Origin of the sequence: Mucilaginibacter sp. 3215 (assembly GCF_050433785.1) — a bacterium.
In the GTDB taxonomy this organism is placed as follows: domain Bacteria; phylum Bacteroidota; class Bacteroidia; order Sphingobacteriales; family Sphingobacteriaceae; genus Mucilaginibacter.
Map to the genome: position 1 here is coordinate 151,994 of NZ_JBNPWO010000006.1, position 14,696 is coordinate 166,689.

The following is a 14,696-nucleotide window of genomic DNA, read 5'->3' on the forward strand; positions in this document are numbered from 1 at the left end:
ATTTATGGTAAAATCAATCGTTCCAGAGGTGCCGTGAAAGAAGGCTGCCTTCCAGTTTGTTTTTAATTATAAGGTCGTCTTTATGCAAAATGCAATCGCCCTGGTTGATGTCTTCTTCGGCAGTAACTTTGATGATGCTGCCTGATATCTGTTCAACTATACTTGATAAAGTAAAGATCTCTGAGTCGGGTATTTGTACGGTTAATATTGCCATGGGTAGATGATGTTATTTTTAACAATTCAAAAATATGGTAATAAAATTTACCCAATGTTTTATGAAAGTAAAATTTAAATAACCTTTATTTTACAAATGTATCAACAATATTAATTCACGGTTTTAGTTATCAGTACCCAGTCTACAATGGTTTTGGCATCTCCGGTTTTGATTTTGTTAACTGTATTTTCTGATAAACCATGATAGGGTTTGGTAACCTTGTTAACACCACCGGGATAACCCCCGCCTAATGCAAAATTAAGGATGATGAATTTTTTGTTATCAAAAGCCCAGCGGCCATATTTTTCAACCATTGCTTTTGTTACCGTATAGGTGATTTTGCCATCAACCTTAAAAACAAGGCTCTCAGGCAGCCAGTCTACCGAATATACATGCCACTGGGTAACATCAATGCCTGCCGGGAAAAATACCCGTTTTGCAAGCGGCGTATCGCCAAAATAGCCGGGGCCATGCAAAGCGTGGCTTACCCAGCTTGAGTCGCCTACGGTTTCCATTACGTCAATTTCGCCGCAATTGGGCCATTTACCGTTTCCAAGCAACCAAAAAGCTGGCCATAAGCCTCCGCCTGCCGCCATTTTCATTCTGCATGAGGCCGTGCCATATGTAAACTCCATTTTAGCACGGGTATTAATGCGGCCTGAAATGAAATCATATTTACGCTGCTGTTTACTGGTAAAGCCGGGTTTAAATAAAGCCTTTAAAACAAGTGCGCCGTTTTCGGCACCTTCGGCTTTACCATCTATCATATAAATGGTAGCAGCCGAATCAACATAAGCCTGCTGCTCGTCGTTAACAGTATTGCCGGTAACTTCAACATTCCATTTGCTCCTGTTGAGGGCAGGGTTGTTAAAATCTTCGAAGAAAACAGTATCGGTTTTAGTGTTAGTTTGAGCGAATGCCTGTAACGTTAATAAAAGCGGAACTGATAGCAGCAGGTGTTTTAGTTTCATTAGCGGTGTGTGAGATAAGGGTTTAAAGGTAGATAAATTGGATGAGAGGAACTTAGTCTTTACCAATTGCGATCATAATTTTACAGTAGCGTTCCGGTTTGAAACTAAAATACAATGACAAATAAACAGATGAAGAATCTCTGCTTACATTGTTATATTTGTGTAATACTCATCTTAAGGTTATGGGTAATAACACAACAAACTTATATTTCAGGTCGAAACAGGTTTCATTAATAATGTTGGCGGTAACGGCTATCATTTGCTCCAGGCTGCTGTTCTTTCTTTTTAATGACCCTGAAGGCCCAAATCTTTTAATAGTTGGAGGTTTGGCACTGGCTTTATTTTTGCTATCCTGGGCGGTATATGTATTGGGCCCATTCAAAATAAATGGCTTTAAACGACTTTTCGCGGCAATTTGTATCCAACTACTATTAGTTATTGGTCTCTATTTTTACATGAAGTAAGTTCCTGTCTTTCCCAAAATTTTTGAACCTGGCCTGCATCTGCAATTTTACCCTCTAATTACCTTTACTTTTTTAAATTGCAAACTTATATGGATTCATATGCACAGTAGTGGTTTTTTTAAGGTATTCGCAATTATTGCGTTGATTAGTTTGTTGTTTGATTGGTACATCCATTCCGGCCTTAAAACCTTAACTGCCGACTGGCAATCAAACCTGTGGCGCAACGTTGTTTTATGGGGGTATCTGATCATATCTGTAGGCGTAACCGCTTTATTTTTACTAGGTTTTGGCGCTTTTAGTACAGCAAGCGGCATGCGCCCGTTTCATGAGTGGATGCTAAGCCTGTTCCTGACGTTTTTTATTACCAAATTGGTTTTCATAATCGTATTATCCGTTGGCGATCTCGGGCGGTTTTTCGTAGGTGTATTCAATTTGATCAGTGGTTCGGGCGGGGGCGTCGGGCAATCGGCTTTTCCGGGCCGGCGTAAGTTTATCAGTGAAATAGCGGTACTGGCGGCTGCCGTGCCTTTTACTTCGTTTTTTTATGCCATGCTTAAAGGTAAGTACGATTATAAGCTGCATAAAACCACCCTTTATTTTGATGATTTGCCCGATGCCTTCGATGGCTTTACCATCACCCAGCTTTCTGACATCCATTCGGGAAGCTTTGATAATACCGAGGCTATGCAACGCGGTATCGACCTGGCTAAAGCGCAAAAAAGCGACCTGTTTGTTTTTACCGGCGACCTGGTGAATAATGCAGCATCGGAAATTGAGCCTTATATTGACAGGTTTGGGCAGATCAAAGCGCCTTACGGACAGTTTTCCATTTTAGGTAACCACGATTACGGTGATTATATCCATTGGGATAACATGCAGGAAAAGGCAGCCAATCTCGATAAACTTAAACAACATCACAAAGCCTTAGGCTACCGTTTGCTGCTGGATGAAAACGTAACCATTGAAAAAGGCGGACAAAAGATCTCCCTCATCGGGGTCCAAAACTGGGGCAGAGGTTTCATTCAGGTAGGCGATTTGAATAAGGCGCTTCAGGGCGTACCTCCGGATGCCTTTAAAATACTGCTTTCGCATGATCCTACCCATTGGGAAGAACAGGTTCGTTATAACCCAACAACCATCCATCTTACCTTATCGGGCCATACCCATGGCGCACAGTTTGGTGTAGAGATCCCCGGCTTTAGGTGGAGCCCGGTAAAATACCGCTATGTTGACTGGGCCGGCCTAGCTAATGAAAAGAACCGTTACCTGTACGTAAACCGTGGTTTTGGTTTCCTGGCATTTTCTGGAAGATTAGGTATTTGGCCCGAGGTTACGGTTATTGAGCTGAAGAAAAAGGTAGTGTAACGTTATAAAATACGGATTTGATTTATCGGGCCTGATTTGTGGCAAGGTTTTTATGCTTTTTATATGGAGCATTAAAACTAAGATTATGGCAACCAACGATATAAAAAGGATTGGCAAAAACGGTCCGCAGGTACAGCATCAGGATAGCAATGCGTGGCAAGTGATGAAGCCTTTTGTGCATTTTGGTATGAAAGCGATAAGCGCGATAGCCCATGCGCTTATCTACATTATAAAACATATTCCCAAACCTGATTCGCCTAAACCTTCCGGGCAAAAAGGCGGTAAGATCATCAAAATATGAAATAGTAAGCCCGGTATATTCATATCGGGCTTTTTTGTAATCCGGTACTGGTTATCTACCGTTATTAAACGGAATAAAATACCGTGTTTTCACGGGTTGCGGGACCGTTTTTAAATGGCGAGATTTAAGCGTTGATTAAATCATGCAAAACAAGAACTGCCATTACCTATCACGGGTTGCTAATATTCCCTTCAATAATAATTGATATAATATTAAAAACCTAAACCTTAACTTTAACCTTGTCTTGACACCCGTCAGTTTGATGGGTGTTTTTTGTTTTATACCAGTTCAAATTCATAAGCGTTCAGTAAGTAGCTTGTTGTTTAAATTACAATTTGTACTTACTTTCACCCTCAATGAATCATCTGTTTACCGGTTGCAAAACGCTTCAAAAATTAATACTTCCGGCGCTGTTACTTTCTGCTACATTATCAAAAGCGCAGGTGTTTGGCGGTAACCCGCCATCTATAAAGTGGAAACAGGTAAACACACCACCCGCGCGGGTAATATTCCCGGCTGGGTTGGATTCGGCGGGATTAAGGGTTGCCAATATCGTGCAGCAAATGAACGGCCTGATCCGGCCAACAATCGGTTTTAAGCAAAAACAAATCAGTATTGTATTGCAAAATCAAACTACTGTAGCCAACGGTTATGTAGGATTGGCCCCCTTCAGGAGCGAGTTTTTTTTAACTCCCGAACAAAATAGCTTTGATATAGGCAGCCTGCCATGGCCGCAGCAACTGGCTATTCACGAGTACAGGCATGTGCAGCAGTACAATAATTTTAATGTAGGCCTGTCGCATTTACTCCGTATAATTTTTGGTGAGGGCGGGCAGGCGTTGGGTAACGATCTGGCTGTACCCAACTGGTTTTTTGAGGGCGACGCTGTTTTTAACGAAACCCTGGTGAGCGAACAGGGCAGGGGCCGGTTGCCTTATTTTTTTACCGGTTACCGTGCGCTGTGGGCGGCGGATAAAAACTACAGCTATATGAAGCTTCGCAATGGCTCGTACCGCGATTATGTGCCCGATCATTACCCGCTCGGCTACATGATGGTAGCATACGGCCGCGAAAAATATGGCAGCGAACTTTGGAAAAACGTAACACATGACGCCGCGGCTTATCGCGGTGACTTTTATCCTTTTCAATGGGCTGTTAAAAAATACACCGGCGAAAGTTTCAAAACCTTTTCAAATAACGGATTTGCTTATTTCAAACAGCAATTTGCCGAAGATAACACCCAACCGGTTGACGACCGGAAGAAACATTTTGAGGCCAACCGGCAATACCCGGCTTTTGTGAACGATAGTACGCTCATCTATGCAAAAAATACTTACGATCATTTGCCCGCCTTTGTTATTAAAACCGGTGATAAAGAGGTAAAACTCAGCACCCGTTCCTATTCATTGGATAGTTATTTTGATTATCACAACGGTAAAATAATTTATACATCCTATCGGCCGGATTTACGCTGGGGCTACCGTAATTATAGTGAATTGATGCTGCTTGATGCAAAAACAGGCCAGGAACACCGGATCACATCAAAAGCAAAATACTTTTCGCCTGCTTTTAGTGCCGATGGCCAAAGTATTGTTGCCGTGCAGGTTGATCCATCAGGTGCAAGCCGGTTGCATATTTTAGACACAGCAGGGGAACTGCAACAGGAAATTCCAAATCCGCGGGGGCTGTTTTATACGTATCCTAAGTTTTATGGCGATGGTAAACTGCTGTCGGCAGCGCGCAATAAGGATGGTAAAATGGGGATAGCGCTTACAGAGATCGCTAACGGTAAAACAACGTATTTAACACCCCTGAGTTTTCGCCCTATAGGTTTTATCGCGCTGAAAAAAGATACACTTTACTTTACCCAAACTGATGGCAAAAACGACCGCCTGTTTGTAATGATGCTTAACGATAGAAGTGTTTATGAGATGCTGCCTACCGGTAACGACAGTGGTATAGGCTATTATCAACCTGCTGTAAGCGACAATAAACTGGCCTGGGTAGGTTTTACTGCCGATGGTTACCGGATTAACCAGGCCAATAAAAAAGATTTGAAATGGATAGCCGCCGGGGGGGATTATGCACGCTACCTGCCCGATCTGGGTATCACAGCACTGAAAAAAGATTCGGCTGCCAATTTAGTAACAGGGATAGTTGATAAGCCATTGCCGGTTACCAAATATTCCAAAGCGCATGGTTTGTTTAATTTTCACAGTATCATCCCCAACATCAGCGATCCTAATTATTCATTCGCTATCACAGGTGAGAATGTGCTGAATACTTTTCAGTCTGAGTTGTCTTTTGATTACAATACCAATGAGGGGTATAAACAATTCGGTTTCGATGCCATTTACGGGGCTTTATTCCCCTATATCTCGGCCGGGGCCGATTATACACTCGACAGGCGGAGCTTTTATAAAGGCCAATACGTTTACTGGAACGAGACTGCTGTACATGGTGGCTTGCGGGTTCCCCTGAATTTTAGTGAGGGTAAGCGGTTAACCAGTCTTACCTTTGGCAGCGACCTGTATTTTAACAGTATCAACTTTCAACAAGCCTACAAAGGCAGTTTTGCCGACCGGTCATATAGCTATTTGAATAATTATTTCAGCTTTAGCAATCAAACGCAACAGGCACAGAAAAATATTTATCCCCGGTTTGCGCAAAGCATTGGCGTTAATTATAAATCGGCAATTTCAGGTTCGGGAGCAACACAACTGTTAACAACCGGGTCGTTTTACTTCCCTGGCTTGTTTGTGAACCACAACTTTGTCATCAGCCTGGCGCACCAGCAAAAAGGGAAGGACAACGTGATCAGTTTCTCTAATGATTTCCCTTTCTCAAAAGGTTATACCGCCGAAAACCTGGATAATATGAATAAGATTGGCTTAACCTATCATATGCCAATAGCCTATCCTGATGCAGGTTTCGGTAACCTGTTTTACCTGTTACGTTTACGTGCAGCATTGTTTTTTGATTATACCCATGCCAATGCATCAAATTTTTTTACCGATGGCAGCAGCTTTAAGCAAAACTTCAGATCGGTGGGCGGTACATTGTATTTCGATACCAAGTTCTTTAATCAAAACAGTATCACATTCGGCATCAGGTACAGCAGGCTACTGGATGAGGATTTCTTTGGCGGAATAGGGAGAAACAGGATAGAGCTGGTTTTACCGGTGACGTTTTTTTAAGAGATATCAAAAGAATCGTCATTGCGAGGCACGAAGCAATCGCGAACCATACAGGGCGTACCTGCTAATTGGAGATTGCTTCGTACCTCGCAATGACGACTTTTATATTAAGCCATTTAAGGTGTTTAACTGTTCGCCAGCCTGATCAGTTCCTTAACCCGGTCAACGCCGGTAACATCAATGCTGTATTCATCGCCGGCTTCGTTGCTCATGAGTATATGATCGTTATGAAATTTCATTTTACTGGCAATTTTTATCCTTGCCGATGAGTGTACTTCGGTAGCGCCGGTAAAATGGATCAGGTCGGCTACATTGACTTCGCTTACACCGCTTCCGGGCATAATACTGATACGGCCTGCCGCCTGCTCAATAAGTCGGTTTAAGTTGCTGGCGCCTTCAATAGCCGTGCTTTTACCACCCGAGGTCAGGATCCGCTCGCAGCCCATTTCAATAATTTCTTCAAGGGCTTTATGCTGATCGGCACACATATCGAAAGCCCGGTGAAAAGTTACACCCAGGCCCCATTGCCTGGCAAGGCGTACCATCTCGGTACATCGTTCTATATCGATGGAGCCATCTTCTTTAAGGATACCTATCACAACGCCGTCGCAGCCGGCATCAATACAATACCTGATATCGGCCATCATGAGCTTGTACTCCATATCGTTGTACAAAAAATCGCCGCCGCGCGGGCGGATGAGCACATACAGCTTGATATGGAGCAGGCTGCGGGCCATTAATATGGTGCCGTGCGATGGGGTGGTGCCGCCATCCTTCAAATTTTCGCAAAGTTCAACACGCACAGCGCCGCCCTCCTGGGCTGCCAGGGCCGATGTTACCGAATTAGCACAAACTTCGAGTGATACCTGCATGTTCTTTTAAGTCCATAGTCCATGGTAGATAGTCCATAGCCTTTTTTCATAGTCTATGGTCGATAGTTCATAGACTACTGCTGTTAAGTTAACTATATTCTGCAATATTAAGCCATGGACTATCGACTATGGTCCATGGACTAAATTATTTATAATAACTCTTGCCCGGTATTAACAGGTCCTGCTGCTGCGCATTGCAAACGGCGTATGAAAAACCGCTTTGTATGGCGTATGCACCATATTCACCTTTTTTGTTGATGGCTAAAAAGCCTACCTGGATCTTTTTGGCTATTTCCGGTTTCTTTTTAATAATGCGGTTTACAGCTTCTTTGCAGGCATCCTCGGGCGATAAGCCCTGGCGCATCAGCTCCACTACCAAAAAGCTGCCCACATTGCGGATCACCTCCTCACCAACACCAGTTGATGTTGCGCCGCCAACTTCATTATCTACATAAAGGCCTGCACCTATAATCGGGCTATCACCAACGCGGCCATGTAATTTGAAAGCCATGCCGCTGGTTGTGCAACCGCCGGAGATATTGCCTTTAGCATCAATAGCCAGCATGCCGATGGTATCGTGGTTGTATTTATTACCCGGTTTACCGCCGTTTTCGATATTCATTACAGGGCTGTACTGGGCTTTTTTAAGCCATTCCTTCCAGATCTTTTCTGTTTCGGGGGTTAGCAGTTTTTCTTTTTTCATGCCCTGCTCAACGGCAAACTGGGTTGCACCTTCGCCAACCAGCATTACGTGAGGGGTTTTCTCCATCACCAAACGGGCTACAGAAATAGGATGGGCTATATTCTCCATGGCTGCTACCGAGCCGCAGTTGCCAAACTCGTCCATGATACATGAGTCGAGGGTTACATGTCCGTCACGATCGGGCAAGCCGGTGCGGCCAACGGTATGGTTGGTAATATCTTCGGCTTCGGGGATGCGGGCGCCGGTTTCAATGGCGTCGAGTGCGCGGCCTCCGGCTGATAATACTTTCCAGGCACCTTTATTGGCTATAATGCCAAAATCCCAGGTTGAAATTACGATAGGATAACCGCCTTCGGGCTTTGATATGACAGTTTTTGCGATGGCAGATTTAGAAAGCGCTGCAAATGAAGCACCTGCGGCGGATAATTTAATGAACTTACGGCGGTTGTACATACCGCTAATATATGAAAAACAGTTTTAAGTCGTAAGTTCTAAGTCTTCAGTCTGAAGTCGTAATTCTTGAGTTTTAAGTTAAGACCCTGTCGGGTTATAAAAATGAAGACTTTTGACTCGCGACTTAAGACTTTCGACTTTGAAAAAAAAGCTATTCAAAATCGCGCTGGCAATTAAAGCAATGCCATGCTTTACGGCTATAAAAAGGGAATATCATCAATAAAAATGAGATGATGGCAGTGAGCCAATGAACCCTTTTTTCGGTTGCAGAACCGTAGCGTACATTGGTTGAGCCGCAGTAAGGGCAAATCACCGCATTAAGCGTTTCGTCGTCAATTTCAATATGGTCCTGGTCATGCAGGTCGCCTTCGGCAGCTAAGATTTCGCGGCAGCGTTCCAGGTCGCGCTCAAATATTTTAAGTTTAATGCCGCCTACCGCCTGGTTGTAAAGGGGATTAGAACCAATGGTGTTTTCATCGGCAATAAAGCAGGGGATGCCATAACCTTCCAGTTTGGTACGGATGATATGTGCAAGCATCACATCATAATAGGTTTCAAATGTTATGATCTTTTCTTCGGGTTGAACGGCCATATTGTAGATAAATATTAATCAAAGGTAAATTGTTTTTTATTTAATTTGGACGCCATGAACCGCATCGACCGAATATCAGCCATTTTGATCCAACTACAATCACGCAGGGTGGTAAAGGCCGGTGATATTGCCGATAGGTTCAATATTAGCCTGCGTACGGTCTATCGCGATATTAAAACGCTTGAGGAGGCAGGTATCCCGCTCATAGGCGAAGCCGGCGTTGGCTACTCCATTATGGATGGTTACCGCCTGCCCCCGGTTATGTTTACCCGCGAAGAAGCCACCGCTTTTTTAACCGCCGAAAAATTTGTTGAAAAGCTTACCGATACCTCAACCATGGCGCAATACCAATCGGCCATGTACAAGGTGCGGGCCATTCTTAAATCATCAGAAAAAGATGCTTTGGAAAACCTGGACGGGAGCATAGAAGTGTTGAAAAGTCATAGTCAGAAGCGTGCCGGAAGTGCCGATCATATCCAAACCATATTGGATTGCATCATCTGTAAAAAGATCATGAGCATTGACTATTTTGCTGCCCACTCGCAGGAAAATACCAAACGGGAAGTTGAGCCCGTGGGCGTTTTTTTTCTGGATAGTTTTTGGCACCTGATAGCTTACTGCCGCCTGCGCAGTGATTACCGCGACTTTAGGATCGACCGTATTAAAAAGCTGATGGTTACCGATAAAAGTTATATCAACAGTAAGCATCCTACGCTAAAAGATTATATTGATAAAATGGCTTGCGAAAAGCAGCTTGAGCAGGTGGTGATAAAAGTTGATAAGGAGATCCATAGTTATCTTGACCATCAAAAATACTATGGCGGTTTTGTATCTGAGAAAACTGTAGGCAGTAAAATTGAAATGACTTTTTTGACCATCTCATTAGAAGGTTTCGCCCGCTGGTATATGACCTTTGGCGACCGTGCTGAAATCATCAAACCAGATACACTGCTGCAGCGTGTACGGGAGATCACCGCGACCATCGCCCAAAAAATAAATTAATTTCTTTTCTTTTTTTCCTGCTGACATAAGGCTGTCACCAGTGCGTTGTTACTTTGTTTCATAATGGCAGGGGCAGGGCTTTTATTGGTCGTGTTTTTGCGGGTAATTTAAACCATACACTTATGAAACATTGGATAATAGTAGTATCAAAAGATCACATTGGCCGTGGCATTTCCGGGGGATTTATTCAGGCTAATCATGGTAAACTGGCGCCGCTTAAACGTATGGAGGTTGGAGACTGGGTGGCGGTGTATTCGCCTAAACAAAAGATGAACGGCAATGAGCCTTTGCAGGCTTTTACAGCCATTGGCCAGGTGCGTGACGAGGATATTTATCAGAAGCAAATGGCTATCGATTTTATCCCATACCGCCGCAATGTAAATTACTACGAATGTGCCGAAGTACCGATAGCCCCGATGATTGACGAACTCGATTTTATCACCAACAAAAAAGTGTGGGGCTACAACTTCAGATTTGGATTTTTTGAAGTTCCGGGCGCGGATTTTAAGAAGATAAAGGAACAAATGATCACTGCAAAACAACCACTATTAAATAAAGCTACGTTATGGAAAAATTAACAGTAAATGTGCAGGTAAAATTTAAAGCCCCAATGGCTAAAGTTTGGCAAGGCCTGACTGATCCTGCTATGGTGAAAAAATATTTTTTTGGTACCGATCTTGAATCGAGCTGGAGGGTGGGGGAGCCCATAAAATTCAGCGGGGAGTGGGATGGTAAAAAGTATGAAGACCATGGAACTATACTGGACATTGATCCCGGTACATTTGTAAAATATAATTACTGGAGCAGTATGAGCGGTACCGAAGACAAGCCCGAAAACTATGCTAATATTACCTATAACCTAACCGAGAATAATGGCGAAACCGAGCTTACCATTACCCAGGATAATGTAAAAAATGAGGAAGCCAAAACGCATTCAGAGCAAAATTGGAAAGGGGTTTTTGAGGGACTGAAGAAGTTGGTTGAATAATAATAATTATAAACTAATAATTTATATAATCATTATAATTAACTGTATAAAAATTAATTATATATCAATATAACAAATAGTGGTAGTGTCTCAGTTTGAAATAGGGAAGAGGATAGTTGGTATATTTGTAGATATAGATAAATAATATAATGTGGTAGTGTCTCAGTTTGAAATAGGGAAGAGGATAGTTGGTATATTTGTAGATATAGATAAATAATATAATGTTATGGAAGATGATTTAGTGTTTGGTATGAATGAAGTGCAAAAGATTGTACTGATAGAAATAAAAAAGACCGTTTCCGGTCTGAGTGTAAGAGAGGCAAAGGAAGTATTGCTTCGTGCCGTAAATGAGATAGAGGATGAAACTATAGTTTGCCGTCCTTCTTAAGTGCTGTAATCATTTCTGCCATCCTTCTAACGATGGCATCGGGTAAAATGTGTAAGCCGTTTGCTAATTCATTTACCATTATATGATTAGTTTGCATGATTCTGTCTGTCATGCGTGCATTAAAATACGCAATGTATAATTCGATATTGTCATCGGCATTCTTGCCTGTGTCTTTTTTAAAATCATCTTTTAGGTTGTTGAAGTTGTTTTGAATTGTGTGCATGATGGTTTGATTTAAGTTTATGTGTACAATTTAGGTGTTATTAATTGATTATAAACAAAAAAGGCTGAAATTAATCAGCCAGTCCAACAATGTCCTCTATGCTCATAGGCTCTTTAACTATTTTAGCCTCCATTGCGGGTGTTACCCTTAATGTCTTGTGTATCTTGACAAAGTTGTAGTAAACAAAGTGTAGGGCTATTGCATGGCAATGGTTTTCCATCTTTTTACTGAATGCATTTGTTAAGCGTGTAAATCTACGCATGTGCATACGCATGGTTAAGTTTTGGCGCTCAATCATTGATGTGCTTACATGTTCGGGGTTTGGATTGCCTGTAATGTATACCTTTTCTACTCCTGTTACCTTAGGAGGGCTATATCTTGCCTCTGCGCTACGATCAAATGCCTGTTGATATCTTTTAGCCCCTTTAGGGTTATCGCTCTCATAGTTCTTTATAATCTGTGCAAAGTCTACCTTGCTGCCAAAGTTATTTTTAATTGCATCCTTATAGGTTTTAAGGCCGTCTGTGCTTATTTGTACCCTGTTGTTTAACCTGCTCTTTAAATCCCTCATAAAGTCATGGGCGCTTACTGCATCCCTTGCACCAATGTAGTACGATACTATTAGTTTAGTGTCGGGATCTAATGCAGTCCACGTCCATATATCGCCAGTTTGATCCTTAATGATACTGGTATTGGTTATCTTTTCAACGTGACTTTGTTTAGCATACACAAATGACCATATCTCATCGCATTGTATACGCTCACTATCTAAACTGTGTACTGTTTCATCGTGGAACGCTTGACAAGCTTTGCCAACATCTACCAATAGCTTAGTAACTGTGTTAATGCTACAGTCAACTAAACGCGATGTAGCACGTAGGCTCATACCCTCAACGAGGCAATTAATGATTTGAACTTTCTTGGCAATTGGTAACTTATTCATGCCTCAAATATAATGATTTATATTATTTGTCAAGCATAAAAATCATTTTGTTTTAAGGTTTATTAACGGCATCAATATTTCATCAATTAATTGTACTTTCGTGATGTATTAAAGTATTGTACTAAACTATCGGAGTGCTACCCGAATTCTCACAATCAGCATGCACGCAACCGAGGTATAAGTACGCTGTAAAGGCGTGGCTGTATCTTTATGCGTGTTAGGCCGTGAGAAGCCTGGGTAGCTAAGGATAATTAAGGCCACGCTTATTTTTTGCCCAAATTCTCACAACATGGACTATCACATAGTCAAAGAAAATCTTACAAAGAAAACATCTGAAGAATTATTAACCATTATGGAATATTCACAAGATGACTATACGCCTGATGCGATAATGATATTAAAAGTTATTTTATTGGATCGTGGCATCTCTATGCAAGATGTAGAAGGGGCTGATAAAAGATATAAACAACTCAAGGCTCAAATCCCGGTTACGGGCAATCAACAAAGAATAACCAAACCCGTTAAATCAATACTTTGGATTATAAGCGCCTTATCTGTTTCAATACTTTTATATTTCAAAAACCTAATAATATCACCTACTCTTGATTACATAGTAGATAAATCAAAGACGGAGCAACCTAAAAAATTTGAATGGACTTACGAGAATAAAAATATTATACGAGGTAATTTAATGAAGACATCTTTAATTAAAGGAATGCAAGAAAAGTATAAGAATCCCTTTTGCGATTGTTACATCAAGCACATAGAAGATAGGTATCCAAATGGAGTAACAGATTCAGTACCGCATCTTGTAAAAGATACCATTGTCGGAGATTGTGCAGAATATGTAAAAACGAACGTTAGATAGTAATTACCTTTGTGCATGGCAAAGAAAATCATAACGAAAGCCCACAAGGAAAGCGTAGCCAATTTAGTTAAGGCAGTAATTAAGCATGTGAAGCAAGAACCTTATCTTTTAAAAAGTAATAGTGATAAGCAACTGTAGTTAAAAGGTTTTTATATTCCATGTCTTCTTTCTCTGCATCAATGGCAGCGTTTAACAGTTTTATGTTCTTAAGCATAAGAGGCAAAGACGAAACAACATCTTTGCCCAAATAGGCATCTGCTACAAGGGATGCCATTGTTAATGTGATTTGCTCAAACTCTTCTTTACTCATCCTTTTTACCCCACCTTTTAGCAGCCGCCTTTTTAGCTATTTCCTTTCGTCTCTCCGAGGTTAAACTGTTTGCCCTTGCTTTACCTCCTTTAAGGCCTCCGGCTCTCCCTAATGTGACCGCAGCCTCATTCTTTGGCCTGTCTTCACTGGTGATCTGCTCTAAAATGAAGAACGCACTCTCATTTAAATCCTTTTTTGCCATGTTACAAAGTTAATAATGTGTAATTTTAATATGTTCACTATAACGCATAGGAATAATGAACCATTACAAAGCTAAACATAACCGCTCAAGCATGGGTAATTAGCGGGATTCAAACTGAGACACTACCCAAATAGTAATAGCTCCAGCTATGGATAAAGTAACAATAAAAGGTTTCTTTTTGGTCGGCATTTCGGTGCGCACCACAAATCAGGGCGGCCAGGCGATGAAGGATATTGCCGGGCTCTGGAACTGGTTTATGAGCGAGTATGTTTTACAGCAGGTGGTGAACCGTGTCAGCGATGATATTTATTGTGTTTACACTGATTATGAAAGCGATAAGGATGGCTTTTATACCGCAGTACTGGGTTGCAAGGTAGCTACTAAAGACAATATCCCTGAAGGGCTGATCTGTATTACTGTGCCTTCCGGAAACTATAACCGTTATATTGCCAAAGGTGCACTGCCGCAATCAGTAGGGGAAACCTGGCACCAGATCTGGACAAGTGATATCGACAGAAGATATATGGCTGATTTTGATGTGTATGGAGAAAGGTCACAAAATGCTGATAATGCCGAGGTAGAGGTTTTTGTGGGAGTGAATAACTAACTATCGTCATGCTGAACTTGTTTCAGCACCCCA

Annotated in this window: 18 protein-coding genes; 9 read left to right on the plus strand and 9 right to left on the minus strand. The window is 41.9% G+C overall.

The window, feature by feature from the left end; all coding sequences use genetic code 11:
- Positions 1-13: 13 nt before the first annotated feature.
- Both ABIC84_RS13195 and ABIC84_RS13200 read right to left on the minus strand, forming a co-directional pair.
- A complete protein-coding gene (locus ABIC84_RS13195) occupies positions 14-214 on the minus strand; it encodes a hypothetical protein (RefSeq protein ID WP_426589395.1) in 201 nt (66 codons plus the stop codon).
- A 110-nt stretch (positions 215-324) separates the two neighbouring features.
- Positions 325-1,185 (minus strand): glycoside hydrolase family 16 protein, encoded by an 861-nt coding sequence (locus tag ABIC84_RS13200; protein ID WP_429263818.1) that lies wholly within the window; start codon positions 1,183-1,185, stop codon positions 325-327.
- 563 nt (positions 1,186-1,748) lie between these two features.
- On the opposite strand from ABIC84_RS13200, the gene ABIC84_RS13205 reads away from it, so the two are divergent.
- The 3 genes from ABIC84_RS13205 (at position 1,749) to ABIC84_RS13215 (ending at position 6,512) form a co-directional block, all read left to right on the plus strand.
- On the plus strand, positions 1,749-3,014 hold the full coding sequence (locus tag ABIC84_RS13205; RefSeq protein WP_429263819.1) for a metallophosphoesterase: 1,266 nt from the start codon (positions 1,749-1,751) through the stop codon (positions 3,012-3,014).
- An 85-nt stretch (positions 3,015-3,099) separates the two neighbouring features.
- Entirely contained in the window at positions 3,100-3,315 is a 216-nt protein-coding gene (locus ABIC84_RS13210; RefSeq protein ID WP_429263820.1) for a hypothetical protein, read from the plus strand.
- A 356-nt stretch (positions 3,316-3,671) separates the two neighbouring features.
- Positions 3,672-6,512: a TolB family protein gene (locus ABIC84_RS13215; protein ID WP_429263821.1), complete on the plus strand. Its 2,841-nt coding sequence runs from the start codon at positions 3,672-3,674 to the stop codon at positions 6,510-6,512.
- A 125-nt stretch (positions 6,513-6,637) separates the two neighbouring features.
- On the opposite strand, the gene ABIC84_RS13220 is transcribed toward ABIC84_RS13215, so the two are convergent.
- The 3 genes from ABIC84_RS13220 to ABIC84_RS13230 all read right to left on the minus strand — a co-directional run bounded on the left by ABIC84_RS13220 (position 6,638) and on the right by ABIC84_RS13230 (position 9,132).
- Positions 6,638-7,384 (minus strand): copper homeostasis protein CutC, encoded by a 747-nt coding sequence (locus ABIC84_RS13220; protein WP_429263822.1) that lies wholly within the window; start codon positions 7,382-7,384, stop codon positions 6,638-6,640.
- A 145-nt stretch (positions 7,385-7,529) separates the two neighbouring features.
- Positions 7,530-8,540, minus strand: coding sequence for a N(4)-(beta-N-acetylglucosaminyl)-L-asparaginase (locus ABIC84_RS13225; protein WP_429263823.1), 1,011 nt, complete (start codon positions 8,538-8,540; stop codon positions 7,530-7,532).
- Between the two features lie 151 nt (positions 8,541-8,691).
- The gene (locus ABIC84_RS13230) at positions 8,692-9,132 is read right to left on the minus strand and encodes a DUF2007 domain-containing protein (RefSeq protein ID WP_090524347.1); all 441 of its coding nucleotides are present in this window, start codon (positions 9,130-9,132) and stop codon (positions 8,692-8,694) included.
- Between the two features lie 54 nt (positions 9,133-9,186).
- Between ABIC84_RS13230 and ABIC84_RS13235 the strand changes: the two genes are divergently transcribed.
- From ABIC84_RS13235 to ABIC84_RS13250, 4 genes are all read left to right on the plus strand, one after another.
- Complete coding sequence (locus ABIC84_RS13235; protein WP_429263824.1) at positions 9,187-10,134, plus strand: helix-turn-helix transcriptional regulator; 948 nt, start codon at positions 9,187-9,189, stop codon at positions 10,132-10,134.
- 122 nt (positions 10,135-10,256) lie between these two features.
- On the plus strand, positions 10,257-10,712 hold the full coding sequence (locus tag ABIC84_RS13240) for an EVE domain-containing protein (RefSeq protein ID WP_429263825.1): 456 nt from the start codon (positions 10,257-10,259) through the stop codon (positions 10,710-10,712).
- The gene (locus tag ABIC84_RS13245; RefSeq protein WP_429263826.1) at positions 10,700-11,122 is read left to right on the plus strand and encodes an SRPBCC family protein; all 423 of its coding nucleotides are present in this window, start codon (positions 10,700-10,702) and stop codon (positions 11,120-11,122) included. The genes ABIC84_RS13240 and ABIC84_RS13245 overlap by 13 nt, the downstream gene beginning before the upstream one ends.
- 226 nt (positions 11,123-11,348) lie before the next feature.
- Positions 11,349-11,510 carry a hypothetical protein gene (locus ABIC84_RS13250; protein ID WP_429263827.1) on the plus strand — a complete coding sequence of 54 codons (162 nt, stop codon included), beginning with the start codon at positions 11,349-11,351 and terminating at the stop codon, positions 11,508-11,510.
- Here the strand turns inward: ABIC84_RS13250 and ABIC84_RS13255 are convergent.
- Together ABIC84_RS13255 and ABIC84_RS13260 are read right to left on the minus strand one after the other, a co-directional pair.
- Entirely contained in the window at positions 11,488-11,733 is a 246-nt protein-coding gene (locus tag ABIC84_RS13255; RefSeq protein ID WP_429263828.1) for a hypothetical protein, read from the minus strand. The genes ABIC84_RS13250 and ABIC84_RS13255 overlap by 23 nt on opposite strands.
- A gap of 70 nt (positions 11,734-11,803) precedes the next feature.
- Positions 11,804-12,676, minus strand: a complete 873-nt coding sequence (locus ABIC84_RS13260) for an IS1 family transposase (protein ID WP_429263829.1) — start codon at positions 12,674-12,676, stop codon at positions 11,804-11,806.
- A gap of 289 nt (positions 12,677-12,965) precedes the next feature.
- Between ABIC84_RS13260 and ABIC84_RS13265 the strand changes: the two genes are divergently transcribed.
- Positions 12,966-13,544 carry a hypothetical protein gene (locus tag ABIC84_RS13265; protein ID WP_429263830.1) on the plus strand — a complete coding sequence of 193 codons (579 nt, stop codon included), beginning with the start codon at positions 12,966-12,968 and terminating at the stop codon, positions 13,542-13,544.
- Between the two features lie 79 nt (positions 13,545-13,623).
- On the opposite strand, the gene ABIC84_RS13270 is transcribed toward ABIC84_RS13265, so the two are convergent.
- Both ABIC84_RS13270 and ABIC84_RS13275 read right to left on the minus strand, forming a co-directional pair.
- Positions 13,624-13,854, minus strand: coding sequence for a hypothetical protein (locus ABIC84_RS13270; protein WP_429263831.1), 231 nt, complete (start codon positions 13,852-13,854; stop codon positions 13,624-13,626).
- On the minus strand, positions 13,847-14,056 hold the full coding sequence (locus ABIC84_RS13275; RefSeq protein WP_429263832.1) for a hypothetical protein: 210 nt from the start codon (positions 14,054-14,056) through the stop codon (positions 13,847-13,849). The genes ABIC84_RS13270 and ABIC84_RS13275 overlap by 8 nt, the downstream gene beginning before the upstream one ends.
- A 148-nt stretch (positions 14,057-14,204) precedes the next feature.
- On the opposite strand from ABIC84_RS13275, the gene ABIC84_RS13280 reads away from it, so the two are divergent.
- Entirely contained in the window at positions 14,205-14,663 is a 459-nt protein-coding gene (locus ABIC84_RS13280) for a GyrI-like domain-containing protein (RefSeq protein ID WP_429263833.1), read from the plus strand.
- The last annotated feature ends 33 nt before the right edge of the window (positions 14,664-14,696 follow it).

Excerpts from the sequence above, each read along its gene's own strand:
- ABIC84_RS13195 (WP_426589395.1), bottom strand. The coding sequence starts at position 214 with ATGGCAATATTAACCGTACAAATACCCGACTCAGAGATCTTTACTTTA.
- ABIC84_RS13200 (WP_429263818.1), bottom strand. The coding sequence starts at position 1,185 with ATGAAACTAAAACACCTGCTGCTATCAGTTCCGCTTTTATTAACGTTA.
- ABIC84_RS13205 (WP_429263819.1), top strand. The coding sequence starts at position 1,749 with ATGCACAGTAGTGGTTTTTTTAAGGTATTCGCAATTATTGCGTTGATT.
- ABIC84_RS13210 (WP_429263820.1), top strand. The coding sequence starts at position 3,100 with ATGGCAACCAACGATATAAAAAGGATTGGCAAAAACGGTCCGCAGGTA.
- ABIC84_RS13215 (WP_429263821.1), top strand. The coding sequence starts at position 3,672 with ATGAATCATCTGTTTACCGGTTGCAAAACGCTTCAAAAATTAATACTT.
- ABIC84_RS13220 (WP_429263822.1), bottom strand. The coding sequence starts at position 7,384 with ATGCAGGTATCACTCGAAGTTTGTGCTAATTCGGTAACATCGGCCCTG.
- ABIC84_RS13225 (WP_429263823.1), bottom strand. The coding sequence starts at position 8,540 with ATGTACAACCGCCGTAAGTTCATTAAATTATCCGCCGCAGGTGCTTCA.
- ABIC84_RS13230 (WP_090524347.1), bottom strand. The coding sequence starts at position 9,132 with ATGGCCGTTCAACCCGAAGAAAAGATCATAACATTTGAAACCTATTAT.
- ABIC84_RS13235 (WP_429263824.1), top strand. The coding sequence starts at position 9,187 with ATGAACCGCATCGACCGAATATCAGCCATTTTGATCCAACTACAATCA.
- ABIC84_RS13240 (WP_429263825.1), top strand. The coding sequence starts at position 10,257 with ATGAAACATTGGATAATAGTAGTATCAAAAGATCACATTGGCCGTGGC.
- ABIC84_RS13245 (WP_429263826.1), top strand. The coding sequence starts at position 10,700 with ATGGAAAAATTAACAGTAAATGTGCAGGTAAAATTTAAAGCCCCAATG.
- ABIC84_RS13250 (WP_429263827.1), top strand. The coding sequence starts at position 11,349 with ATGGAAGATGATTTAGTGTTTGGTATGAATGAAGTGCAAAAGATTGTA.
- ABIC84_RS13255 (WP_429263828.1), bottom strand. The coding sequence starts at position 11,733 with ATGCACACAATTCAAAACAACTTCAACAACCTAAAAGATGATTTTAAA.
- ABIC84_RS13260 (WP_429263829.1), bottom strand. The coding sequence starts at position 12,676 with ATGAATAAGTTACCAATTGCCAAGAAAGTTCAAATCATTAATTGCCTC.
- ABIC84_RS13265 (WP_429263830.1), top strand. The coding sequence starts at position 12,966 with ATGGACTATCACATAGTCAAAGAAAATCTTACAAAGAAAACATCTGAA.
- ABIC84_RS13270 (WP_429263831.1), bottom strand. The coding sequence starts at position 13,854 with ATGAGTAAAGAAGAGTTTGAGCAAATCACATTAACAATGGCATCCCTT.
- ABIC84_RS13275 (WP_429263832.1), bottom strand. The coding sequence starts at position 14,056 with ATGGCAAAAAAGGATTTAAATGAGAGTGCGTTCTTCATTTTAGAGCAG.
- ABIC84_RS13280 (WP_429263833.1), top strand. The coding sequence starts at position 14,205 with ATGGATAAAGTAACAATAAAAGGTTTCTTTTTGGTCGGCATTTCGGTG.